Source organism: Streptomyces sp. NPDC049577, from assembly GCF_040675635.1.
In the GTDB taxonomy this organism is placed as follows: domain Bacteria; phylum Actinomycetota; class Actinomycetes; order Streptomycetales; family Streptomycetaceae; genus Streptomyces.
Window position 1 is genome coordinate 1 of sequence record NZ_JBFAPH010000220.1, and the last position, 10941, is coordinate 10941.

A 10941-nucleotide genomic window follows, 5' to 3' on the forward strand; every position below is an offset into this window, starting at 1 on the left:
GCGGGAAGGCGCATCGCGTGGCACCGCTCATCGAGGACTACGCGCTCATCGGCGATCTCCAGACCGCCGCCCTGGTCGGCCGCGACGGCTCCATCGACTGGCTCTGCCTGCCCCGTTTCGACTCCCCCGCCTGCTTCGCCGCCCTCCTCGGCGACCGGGAGAACGGCCACTGGCGCCTCGCCCCGGCCGGTGCCGGGCACTGCACCCGGCGCGCCTACCGGGGGGACTCCCTCGTCCTGGAGACCGTCTGGGAGACCGGCTCCGGGACCGTCAAGGTCACCGACTTCATGCCCCAGCGCGACCGCGCCCCCGACGTCGTGCGGATCGTCGAGGGCGTCAGCGGCAGCGTCGAGATGCTCGGCGTGCTGCGGCTGCGCTTCGACTACGGCTCCGTCGTCCCCTGGGTGCGCCGCAGCGACGGCCACCGCGTGGGGATCGCCGGCCCGGACGCGGTGTGGCTGCGCAGCCTGCCGGCCGTGCGCACCTACGGCGAGGACTACAGCACGCGCTCGGAGTTCACGGTCGGCGCCGGGGAGAGCGTCGCGTTCGTCCTGACCTGGCACCCCTCCCACGAGCCGCGCCCCGAGCCGGTCGACCCGCACGACTCGCTGCGCGACAGCCTGGAGGACTGGCACGCCTGGGCCGGGCAGTGCACCTACGACGGCCCCTACCGGGAGGCCGTCCTCCGCTCGCTGATCACGCTCAAGGCTCTCACCTACGCCCCGACCGGCGGCATCGTCGCCTCCGCCACCACCTCGCTGCCCGAGGAGATCGGCGGCGTGCGCAACTGGGACTACCGCTACTGCTGGCTGCGCGACTCCACCATGACGCTCGGCTGTCTGCTCGCTGCCGGCTACCACGACGAGGCCGCCGCCTGGCGCGACTGGCTGCTGCGCGCGGTCGCCGGCACCGCCGCCGACCTCCAGATCATGTACGGGCTGAGCGGCGAGCGGCGGCTGCCGGAGCACGAGCTGCCCTGGCTGCCCGGCTACGAGGGCTCGGCGCCGGTCCGGGTCGGCAACGCCGCCGTCGAGCAGCTCCAGCTCGACGTCTACGGCGAGGTCATGGACAGCCTCCACGTCGCCCGGCGCGCCGGACTGCCGGCCAAGCCGCACGCGTGGAGCATCCAGCGCACCTTCGTGGAGTTCATCCGGCGCCACTGGCGCGAGCCCGACGAGGGCCTGTGGGAGGTGCGGGGCACCCGCCGCCACTTCACGTACTCGAAGGTGATGGCCTGGGTCGCGGCCGACCGGGCGGTGCGCACCCTGGAGGAGAACCCCCGGCTCGACGGCGACCTGGAGGGCTGGCGGCGGATGCGGGAGGAGGTGCACCGGGAGGTCTGCGAGAAGGGCTACGACCCCGGGCGCAACACCTTCACCCAGTACTACGGCTCGCGGGAGCTGGACGCGGCCACCCTGCTCATCCCCCGCGTCGGCTTCCTGCCGCCCGGGGACCCGCGCGTCGTCGGCACGGTCGACGCGGTCCGCCGCGAGCTGACCGACGGCGGGCTGGTGCGCCGCTACACCCTGGAGGGGCGGGAGCCCGTCGACGGGCTGCCCGGCGGCGAGGGCACCTTCCTCGTCTGCTCCTTCTGGCTCGCCGACGCGCTCCACCTGACGGGCCGCCGGGACGAGGCGCGCGAGCTCTTCGAGCGGCTGCTGGAGCTGCGCAGCGACCTCGGCCTGCTGGCCGAGGAGTACGACCCGGCGGCCCGCCGCCAGCTGGGCAACTACCCGCAGGCCTTCAGCCACATCGGTCTGGTGGGGACCGCCCTGCTCTTCGCCGGGACGGTCACGGCAGACTGAGCGGCATGGATCTCGGACTGCAGGACAGGGTGTACGTACTGACCGGCGCGAGCCGCGGGCTGGGCCGTGCCACCGCGCGCGAGCTCGTCGCGGACGGGGCACGCGTGGTGATCTCCGGGCGGGACGGCTCGGCGGCCGCGGCGGCCGCGGCCGAGCTGGGCCCGAACGCGGTGGGGCTTGCCGCCGACAACGCGGATCCGGCTGCCGCCGGGCGGCTCGTCGCCACCGCGCGGGAGCGCTTCGGCCGCTTCGACGGCGTCCTCATCAGCGTCGGCGGCCCGCCGGCCGGCTCGACCGCCGACATCGACGACGAGCAGTGGCGGGCGGCCTTCGAATCCGTCTTCCTCGGCGCGGTGCGGATGGCCCGTGCAGCGGCCGCGGAGCTCTCCGAGGGCGGCGTCATCGGCTTCGTCCTCTCGAGCTCGGTCCAGGAGCCGGTCCCGGGCCTGACCATCTCGAACGGCCTGCGCCCCGGCCTGGCCGGCTTCGCGAAGTCCCTCTCCCTGGAGCTGGCTCCGCGCGGCATCCGTGTCGTGGGCCTGCTGCCGTCCCGGATCGACACGGACCGGGTGCGCGAGCTCGACGCCCTCTCGGGCGACGCGGAGGCGGCTCGCGCCGCCCAGGAATCCCGCATCCCCCTCCGCCGCTACGGCACCCCGGAGGAATTCGGCCGCACGGCCGCGTTCCTGCTCTCACCGGCGGCGTCCTACCTGACGGGCCTGATGCTCCCGGTGGACGGCGGAGCCACCCACGGCTTCTGACCCATTCGGGCTCCGCCCGGCGGTGCCGGGCCGGCCGCGGGCCGGCACCGTGCGGCGCGATCCGCCGCCAGGCACCGCCGGAAACGACCACCCTGGTTGCTCGCCGTCGCGGCGGAGAAGGGATGCGGGCTCAGCCCGCGACGACTCCGCCCGCCCCCACTCCCCGCCGCGACGGTGGGCAACCACCACGGCGCAGCCCGGCGGTGCCGGGCCGGCCGCAGGCCGGCACGGTGCGGCCGGGCGGGGGTGCGGGCGCAGCCCGCGGAAAGCTGGGCGGGCTCAGTCCACGCGGCGGGCCCGGTGCCGGACGGCTCGTAGGCGGATTTCGGCCGGGAGGCTCGGTAGGGCCGTCGACGTGCTGGCTGTCCGCAGGACATCGCGCAGGCCCCGCAGGGCGGTCGCGGGGGCCGCGCGAGGGGTCAGGGTGAGGGCGATGCGTGCCTCGGGCGCGGTGCTGCGGCCGTTCAGGGTGACCAGGGCGTGGTCGATGCCGGTCAGTGCCGCCGCCTCGGCGGCCAGCGCCTCCTCCAGGGCCCGCCCCCGCACGAGGATCTCCGCCTCCTGCGAGGGGACCCGCACGACCGCCGGCCGGCGCGGCCGCACCTGGGCGTAGAGCCACCACAGGGCCAGCAGCACCACGCCGGCGAGCCCGCCGATGACCGCCGGCCACCACCAGTCGTGCGCGCGCCAGCGCGTGCGGTCGGCGGTGGTCAGCGGCACGTCGTCGGGCCCGGTGAACGGCCAGCCCGACGGCAGTGAGAAGCCCCAGCGGCGTTGCAGGTCCAGCGCTCCGATCAGCACCGCCGCCCCGAGCGCCACCAGCAGCGCGCCGGCCAGGCCCACCAGGACGCGGTTGACGGTCCTCAGCACGGTGCCCTCACCCCTCCCGTCACCTCTTCGCCGGCCGTCGCACCCGTACCGACAGCAGTGGCCGGCGGGCCAGGCCCAGTTCCCGTACGCCCTCGGCCAGCGCCGCGTCCACGTCCGCGCGGACCTCGTCGAGCTCGCGGAAGTGGGACTGGGCCCGGGCCCGGACCCGGCGGCGGCCGACGTCGACCCGGACCGCGCGCACCCCGGGTACCTTCAGGGCCCGGTCCCGCAGCGCCTGGGCGGCGGCCTTGCGTTCCAGCGCGGCGCGGATCTCGCGTGCCTCGCGGCGCATCGGCAGCAGCCCGCGCAGCCCCGGGGTGACCGCCAGCGCGATCAGCCAGCAGCCCGCGAGGACGGCCGTCGCCGCGCAGCCGATGACCCAGCCGTTGCCCAGGTGGCGGTGGGCCAGCTCGCCGGCGAGCCGGCGGCGCCAGGCCATGGCCGGATGGTGGGCCCGGACCGCCACGACGTCGTAGAGGAGGATGCCGGCGGCGCCCAGGACGGCGAGCGCGACCAGCGCGGCCGGCAGGCGGCGCGCGGACCAGAAGCGGTGCGCCCGCCCGTCGCCGGACACCGTGTCGTCGGGCGCGGTCATCGCACCCGCTCCCCGGCCGTGCGGTCCATGTGCGGCGAGTGCAGCCGCTCCACGGTGATCACCACTTCCGGGACCTCCATCCCGGCCAGCCCGCGCACCCGCTCCACGACCCGCCGGCGCACCGCCCCGCAGCGGGCGGCGACGTCCACGGGGTAGCCCAGTTCCAGGACGACACGGACCCGCGCCGTGTCGTCGTACACGGTCACCGCGGCGTACGGAGGGGTGTGGTCGTCCGCCGCAGTGTCGCTCAGCGCCTCCAGGGCCGCCTGCGACGCGATCTTCGCGATCACCCGGTCGGCGATGCGGGTCGCTCCGCGCTCGCCCGGCTCCACCACGCGCCCTCCCCGCACCGCGCTACCGCCGGCGTTCGTCGCGGGCACGGGTGCGGAAGAACGCGCCCGGCTCCAGATCGCCGTCCAGGAACCTGCCTGCCACGAACCCGAGCGCTCCCAGCGCGGCCACCAGCAGAAACGCGCCGAAGCCACCGAAGTACCCGGCGAACCCGAGCGCCATGCCGGCGATCAGGCCGACTGCCGCCATGCTCATCACGCGCCCCTCACTGGAGCCTCTGCTCCGGTTCTTCCTCTTCCTCGTCCGGCAGCTTGACGTCGCTCACGGCGATGTTGACCTCGACGACCTCCAGGCCCGTCATGCGTTCCACCGCCGCAATGACGTTTTCCCGTACGGAGCGGGCGACATCCGTGATCGCCACGCCGTAATCCACGACGATCTCCAGATCCAGCGCCGTCTGGACTTCGCCGACCTCCGCCTTCACGCCCCGGGTCACGGATGGCCTGCCACCGGGCACCCGGTCGCGCACCGCGCCGAACGTACGGGCCATGCCGCTGCCGAGGGCGTGCACGCCCAGCACGTCGCGGGCCGCCAGTCCGGCGATCTTCTCCACCACACCGTCGGCGATCGTGGTGCGGCCCCGGTCGGCGGGGGCGACGGGCGCCTCCTTGTGCTGTGGTGCGCTGTCGGTCATCGTCGATCGCCTCTCTTCCGGGAGAAGGGAAAGCAGAAAAAACGTCTACCGGTCCTTTTGCCACCTTAAGCGGCGCTGCGGCGGCGCGCCCCGTCATTCGGTGCGGCAGGCTGGGTGTCCGTGGATGCCGTGGGAGACGACGAGGGATGGGAGCCGGCCGTCCGGAGGCAGCTGGCCCTGGGCCGGCTGCTGCCCCTGGGCGACGGGGCGTGGATCACGGAGGCCGCGGTGGCGGACGTGCTGCGACTGACCGCCGCGGCGGTCCCGGGGGTGGTGCTGGAGAGCGTCCGCCTCCGTCCGGCGGAAACGCCGGCGCCGGGGCCGGTGCGCGTCGAGGGGGGTGTCGCGGCCACGGCGGACCGGCCGCTGCCGGTGACGGCAGCGGCTCTGCGCGGTGCCCTGCGGGCAGCTCTGGAAGACAGGGTGGGGCTCGCTGCCGGGGCGATCGACCTGCGGATGACGGCGCTGCTCGACGCGGCTCCCGCACCCCCTCCCCGGACGGTGGCCGGGCCGCCGGGGGCCGCGCCCGCGGACCCGCTGGGCGCGGCGGCGCTCGCCGTGCCGGGGGTGGCGCGCCTGGCGCCGGTGCTGCGGGGCCGTACGGCCCCGACGGTCCAGATCGCGGTGGCCACCGGTCACCGGGCCCGGGACGTGGCCGCGGCGGTCCGCGCGGCCGTCGCCCCGGCAGAGGTGGTCGTGACGGCGCTCGATGCGGGTTCGGCACCGCTGGGCACGTAGCCCGTGGTTCCCGCCGTGGCGGCGGAGGAGAACTACTCCCCGAGGCCCGCGAGGTCGCGGAGACGGCGCGCCTGGGCGGCGCGTTCCGCCTCGCGCTGGGTGTCGTAGCCGCGCGTGAGCGCGCCGCGCAGGAGGGCCTTGGTCTCGACGACCGCGTCGCGCGGCGCGGCCAGCAGAGCCGCCGTCAGATCCTCGGTGGCGGAGGCCAGTTCCGCGGCGGGGACGACCACGTTGGCCAGGCCCGTGAGCTCGGCCTCCGGCGCGCGGACGAAGCGGCCCGTGGCGCAGATCTCCAGGGCGCGGGCGTAGCCGACGAGGGAGACCAGGGGGTGGGTGCCGCCCAGGTCGGGGACGAGACCGAGGCTGGTCTCGCGCATCGCGAACTGGACGTCGTCCGCGCAGACGCGCAGGTCGCAGGCGAGGGCGAGCTGGAAGCCGGCCCCGATGGCATGGCCCTGGACGGCGGCTATGGACACCAGGTCGTTGCGCCGCCACCAGGTGAACGCCTCCTGGTAGGAGGCGATGACCGCGTCGAGCTCCGCGTCGGAACCGCGCGCGAGGTCGAGGAACGACGGCTCGCCGTCGAAGCCCTCGGGCGTGAACGCCTGCCGGTCGAGCCCGGCGGAGAAGGACTTGCCCTCGCCGCGCAGGACCACGACCCGCACGCTGCCCGGCAGCAGCCGGCCCGCCTCGGTCAGCGCCCGCCAGAGCGCGGGCGACTGCGCGTTGCGCTTGGCGGGGTTGGTGAGGGTGACGGTGGCGACCGCGCCGGCGTCGTCGACGCCGAGCCGTACGCCGTCCTGGTCGAGCAGGGTCTTGCTGGCAGTCATGGGGGCCTCCGGTTCGGCCGCAGTCGCGTGCAGGACGTTTGCTTTCGTCGTGGACGTTACTGCACAGTAGCCACCCGGCCGACTGCTCGGCCGACCGGGTTGCCACTGCCCATGACCGACAGTGCGCGGCGTCAGGCCGAGGCGGCCTTCTTGCCGCGTGTTGCACCGCCGCGACCCCGCAGGATCACGCCGGATTCACTCAGCATCCGGTGGACGAAGCCGTAGGAGCGACCGGTCTCTTCGGCCAGCGCCCTGATGCTCGCACCGGAGTCGTACTTCCTCTTCAGGTCTGCCGCGAGCTTTTCGCGCGCGGCGCCGGTCACCCGGCTGCCCTTCTTCAGAGTCTCGGCCACCCGTGCCTCCTCATGGGAGATGCGCCTCTTGTCTCTCATGATCACCCCTTGGCGCCCTCCTGGCCACCCATTCGGCAAGGTCCATGAGAGGAGATTTCCCCGTTTCCGGCCGACGACAGGGCCCGGAGCAGGCGATTCCAGGCGCCCGGGGTCGTACGGCCGTACGGGTGGCGGCGCGAACGGGCAGGTCAGAAGGGGGCCGGGAAGTGCGGTCGTGCGGCGGGCCCGGTGCCGGGTGCGGCGCGTGCGCCGGAGCGTGGCGCCGCACCGGGGTACCAGCCGTCCTCACTCAGATGATGGATCACGCATCGGCCGAATGATCGGGACAGCTTGATCACCGAGCGGCCGCGGGCGGTGCGAGCGGCCGGCCGGGCCAGGAGTCAGGGGCCAGGGGCCAGGGGCCAGGGGTCAGGCCAGGGCGACCAGGTCCGCGTAGTCCGCGCCCCACAGGTCCTCGACGCCGTCCGGCAGGAGGATGATCCGCTCCGGCTGGAGCGCGTCCACGGCGCCCTCGTCGTGGGTGACGAGCACGACCGCGCCCTTGTAGGTGCGCAGCGCGCCGAGGATCTCCTCGCGGCTGGCCGGGTCGAGGTTGTTGGTGGGCTCGTCGAGGAGCAGCACGTTGGCCGAGGAGACGACGAGGGTGGCGAGGGCGAGCCGGGTCTTCTCGCCGCCGGAGAGGACGCCGGCGGGCTTGTCGACGTCGTCGCCGGAGAAGAGGAAGGAGCCGAGCACCTTGCGCACCTCGACCAGATCCAGGTCGGGGGCGGCGGAGCGCATGTTCTCCAGGACGCTGCGGTCCGGGTCGAGCGTCTCGTGCTCCTGGGCGTAGTAGCCCAGCTTGAGGCCGTGGCCCTCGACGACCCGGCCGGTGTCGGGCTTCTCCACGCCGCCGAGCAGTCGCAGCAGGGTGGTCTTGCCGGCGCCGTTGAGGCCGAGGATGACGACGCGGGAGCCCTTGTCGATGGCCAGGTCGACGTCGGTGAAGATCTCCAGCGAGCCGTAGGACTTGGAGAGGCCCTCCGCCATGAGCGGGGTCTTGCCGCAGGGGGCGGGCTCGGGGAAGCGCAGCTTGGCGACCTTGTCGGCGACGCGCGCGTCCTCCAGGCCGGACAGCAGCTTCTCGGCGCGGCGGGCCATGTTCTGGGCGGCGACGGTCTTGGTGGCCTTGGCGCGCATCTTGTCGGCCTGGGCGTTGAGCGCGGCGGCCTTCTTCTCCGCGTTCTGCCGCTCGCGCTTGCGGCGCTTCTCGTCGGCCTCGCGCTGCTGCTGGTAGAGCTTCCAGCCCATGTTGTAGATGTCGATCGTCGAACGGTTGGCGTCGAGGTAGAAGACCTTGTTGACGACCGTGTCGACGAGGTCGACGTCGTGGGAGATGACGATGAAGCCGCCGCGGTAGGTCTTGAGGTAGTCGCGCAGCCAGACGATCGAGTCGGCGTCGAGGTGGTTGGTCGGCTCGTCGAGCAGCAGGGTGTCGGCGTCGGAGAAGAGGATCCGGGCGAGCTCGACGCGGCGGCGCTGACCGCCGGAGAGGGTGTGCAGCGGCTGGCCGAGCACCCGGTCGGGCAGGTTGAGCGCGGCGGCGATGGTGGCGGCCTCGGACTCGGCCGCGTAGCCGCCCTTGGTCAGGAACTCCGTCTCCAGGCGCTCGTACTTCTTCATGGCCTTCTCACGGGTGGCGCCCTTGCCGTTGGACATGCGGTCCTCGTTCTCCCGCATCTTGCGCAGCACGGAGTCCAGGCCGCGCGCGGAGAGGATGCGGTCGCGGGCCAGCACGTCGAGGTCGCCCGTGCGGGGGTCCTGCGGGAGGTAGCCGACCTCACCGGCCCGGGTGATCGTGCCGGCGGCGGGGATGCCCTCACCGGCGAGGCACTTGGTGAGGGTGGTCTTGCCGGCGCCGTTGCGGCCGACGAGGCCGATGCGGTCGCCCTTGGTGATGCGGAAGGAGGCGGACTCGATGAGAACGCGTGCGCCGGCGCGCAGCTCGATGCCGGAGGCGGTGATCACGGAAAGTACTCCTGGGCAGGGTGGACGGCGGAAGGGACGGTCTGAGGTCTGTTCGACGCCGTCTAATGCACGAGGAGAATTGCCATGCGGACCAGTTTAACGGTGCGCCGCAAGCGTTTTTCCGGGGTGATTCACGGTTGCCCGGGGTACGCACCGGTGGAGAGGCGGTGACCGGATGCAATTCGACGACGACGCCGATCTGGACACCTCGCAGGTGCAGGACCGGCGCGGCGGCATCCCCGGCGGCGGGCTCACGATCGGTGGCGGGCTCATCGGGCTGCTGGCCCTGCTGGCCGGGCTGTTCTTCGGCATCGGGCCGCAGGAGCTGGGGCTGAGCTCGCCCGAAGGGGGCCCGGCGGCCACCTCCACCACGGACGCACAGGTCGCGCAACACTGCCGTACCGGCAAGGACGCCAACACCCGGGAGGACTGCCGGATCGTCGCGGTCGTCAACAGCGCCCAGTCGTACTGGTCCGGGGAATTCACCCGCCGTTCCCGCACGTACACCCCGGCGTCGACGGTGTTCTTCACCGGCCAGGTGCGCACGGCCTGCGGAACCGCCTCCTCCGCCGTGGGGCCGTTCTACTGCCCGGGCGACCGGAAGGTCTATCTCGACCTCGGCTTCTTCGACGAGCTGCGGACGAGGTTCGGGGCGAGCGGCGGCCCCTTCGCCCAGGCGTACGTCGTCGCGCACGAGTACGGGCACCACGTGCAGAACCTGACGGGCGTCCTCGGCCGGGACCGTACCGGCCGGACGGGCCCCGGGAGCGACGCGGTGCGGACGGAGCTCCAGGCCGACTGCTACGCCGGGGTCTGGGCCCGCCACGCCACCACCACGCCCGAGAAGTCGACGGGCCGGCCGCTGGTCGCGCGGCTGACGCCGGCCGACATCCAGGACGGCCTCTCGGCGGCCGCCGCGGTCGGCGACGACCGGATCCAGGAGAGGTTCCAGGGCCGGGTCACCCCGGAGAGCTGGACGCACGGCTCGGCCGCGCAGCGGCAGCAATGGTTCACGACGGGGTACTCCACGGGGGACATGCAGCGGTGTGACACGTTCCGGTGACCGGGAGGCCGGCCGGGAAGCGAGGAGGTCCGTCATGGCAGGCGTGAGGGGTACGAGCACGGCGTCGCCGGATCTGTGCCCGGCGCTGCTGTACGAGGACGCGAAGGCGGCCGTCGACCAGCTCACCGGCGCGTTCGGCTTTGTGACGGGCGCGCTCTACGAGGCCGAGGACGGCACCGTGCTGCACGCGGAGCTGGTGCGCGGCAACGGCATGGTGATGGTCGGCTCGAAGGGCCGGGGCGGGGTGTTCGACGAGGCCATGGCCGGGTGCGGGCCGGCGGCTGTCTATGTGGTCGTCGAGGACACGGACGCGCACTTCGAGCGGGCGCAGGAGCACGGGGTGGAGATCCTCTGCCCGCCGGCGGACAAGGAGTACGGCTCGCGGGACTACATGGCGCGGGACGTGGGCGGCAATGTGTGGACGTTCGGCACGTACGCGCCGGAGGGCCCCGAGGTGACGGCCTGAGCCGGCGCCGCGGGGCCGCCGGCCGGTGTCACGACCCGCCGGTGTGCACCTGGAACGCCGCCCGGCGCATGGCCTTGGCCAGCGCCGGGTCCGGGTGGGCGGCGGCGAGGGCGACGAGCACCTGCACGGTGCGCGGGTGGCCGACCGCGCGCACCTCCTCCAGCAGCCCCGGGACCGTGCCCTGGACCGCGGAGTCGAGGTGGCGGACCAGCAGCCGGCTCTCGCCGTGGTCGGCGACGGCGGCGGCGGTGTCGACCCACAGCCAGGTGGCCTCCTCGCGGGTGAGGACGCCGGCGGCCTCCTCGGGGTCGTGCCCCTCGTGCTCCGCGATCCACAGCAGGGCGTAGGGGCGCAGTCCCGGCTCGTCGACGGCGGCCCGCACGGCGGGCTCGGCGGGGGCGCCGACCGCGCGCAGGGCCTCGAAGGCCAGGCCGCGGACCATGGCGTCGTCCCCGCGCGCCGCGTCGA

General features: G+C 74.1%; 13 protein-coding genes and 1 pseudogene. 5 read left to right on the forward strand and 9 right to left on the reverse strand.

The window, feature by feature from the left end; all coding sequences use genetic code 11:
- The first annotated feature begins 17 nt into the window (after positions 1–17).
- Complete coding sequence (locus tag AB0K09_RS22695) at positions 18–1805, forward strand: glycoside hydrolase family 15 protein (RefSeq protein WP_366067212.1); 1788 nt, start codon at positions 18–20, stop codon at positions 1803–1805.
- A gap of 5 nt (positions 1806–1810) precedes the next feature.
- The gene (locus AB0K09_RS22700) at positions 1811–2566 is read left to right on the forward strand and encodes an SDR family oxidoreductase (protein ID WP_366067201.1); all 756 of its coding nucleotides are present in this window, start codon (positions 1811–1813) and stop codon (positions 2564–2566) included.
- A gap of 279 nt (positions 2567–2845) precedes the next feature.
- On the opposite strand, the gene AB0K09_RS22705 is transcribed toward AB0K09_RS22700, so the two are convergent.
- Genes AB0K09_RS22705 through AB0K09_RS22725 form a run of 5 tightly spaced genes read right to left on the reverse strand, consistent with a single transcriptional unit; the run spans position 2846 to position 5016 of the window.
- Entirely contained in the window at positions 2846–3436 is a 591-nt protein-coding gene (locus tag AB0K09_RS22705) for an alkaline shock response membrane anchor protein AmaP (RefSeq protein ID WP_366067202.1), read from the reverse strand.
- 19 nt (positions 3437–3455) lie between these two features.
- The gene (locus tag AB0K09_RS22710) at positions 3456–4031 is read right to left on the reverse strand and encodes a DUF6286 domain-containing protein (RefSeq protein WP_366067203.1); all 576 of its coding nucleotides are present in this window, start codon (positions 4029–4031) and stop codon (positions 3456–3458) included.
- Entirely contained in the window at positions 4028–4363 is a 336-nt protein-coding gene (locus AB0K09_RS22715) for a hypothetical protein (protein ID WP_366067213.1), read from the reverse strand. Before AB0K09_RS22715 ends, AB0K09_RS22710 begins: the two co-directional genes overlap by 4 nt.
- Before the next feature lie 22 nt (positions 4364–4385).
- Positions 4386–4577, reverse strand: a complete 192-nt coding sequence (locus AB0K09_RS22720; protein ID WP_366067204.1) for a hypothetical protein — start codon at positions 4575–4577, stop codon at positions 4386–4388.
- Between the two features lie 10 nt (positions 4578–4587).
- Entirely contained in the window at positions 4588–5016 is a 429-nt protein-coding gene (locus AB0K09_RS22725) for an Asp23/Gls24 family envelope stress response protein (RefSeq protein ID WP_366067205.1), read from the reverse strand.
- A gap of 120 nt (positions 5017–5136) precedes the next feature.
- Here AB0K09_RS22725 and AB0K09_RS22730 point away from each other — a divergent pair, with 120 nt between their 5' ends.
- Positions 5137–5754: a hypothetical protein gene (locus AB0K09_RS22730; RefSeq protein WP_366067206.1), complete on the forward strand. Its 618-nt coding sequence runs from the start codon at positions 5137–5139 to the stop codon at positions 5752–5754.
- Positions 5755–5786: 32 nt separating this feature from the next.
- Here AB0K09_RS22730 and AB0K09_RS22735 read toward each other — a convergent pair whose 3' ends face one another.
- From AB0K09_RS22735 to AB0K09_RS22745, 3 genes are all read right to left on the reverse strand, one after another.
- Positions 5787–6584 carry an enoyl-CoA hydratase/isomerase family protein gene (locus tag AB0K09_RS22735; RefSeq protein ID WP_366067207.1) on the reverse strand — a complete coding sequence of 266 codons (798 nt, stop codon included), beginning with the start codon at positions 6582–6584 and terminating at the stop codon, positions 5787–5789.
- 131 nt (positions 6585–6715) lie between these two features.
- Entirely contained in the window at positions 6716–6937 is a 222-nt protein-coding gene (locus AB0K09_RS22740) for a helix-turn-helix domain-containing protein (protein ID WP_181143599.1), read from the reverse strand.
- 408 nt (positions 6938–7345) lie between these two features.
- Positions 7346–8944 carry an ABC-F family ATP-binding cassette domain-containing protein gene (locus AB0K09_RS22745; RefSeq protein WP_366067208.1) on the reverse strand — a complete coding sequence of 533 codons (1599 nt, stop codon included), beginning with the start codon at positions 8942–8944 and terminating at the stop codon, positions 7346–7348.
- A gap of 175 nt (positions 8945–9119) precedes the next feature.
- On the opposite strand from AB0K09_RS22745, the gene AB0K09_RS22750 reads away from it, so the two are divergent.
- Positions 9120–10007: a neutral zinc metallopeptidase gene (locus AB0K09_RS22750; RefSeq protein ID WP_366067209.1), complete on the forward strand. Its 888-nt coding sequence runs from the start codon at positions 9120–9122 to the stop codon at positions 10005–10007.
- A gap of 34 nt (positions 10008–10041) precedes the next feature.
- Positions 10042–10473: a VOC family protein gene (locus AB0K09_RS22755; protein WP_366067211.1), complete on the forward strand. Its 432-nt coding sequence runs from the start codon at positions 10042–10044 to the stop codon at positions 10471–10473.
- A gap of 28 nt (positions 10474–10501) precedes the next feature.
- Here the strand turns inward: AB0K09_RS22755 and AB0K09_RS22760 are convergent.
- Positions 10502–10941 (reverse strand): annotated as a pseudogene (locus AB0K09_RS22760) (hypothetical protein); the annotation flags it as partial.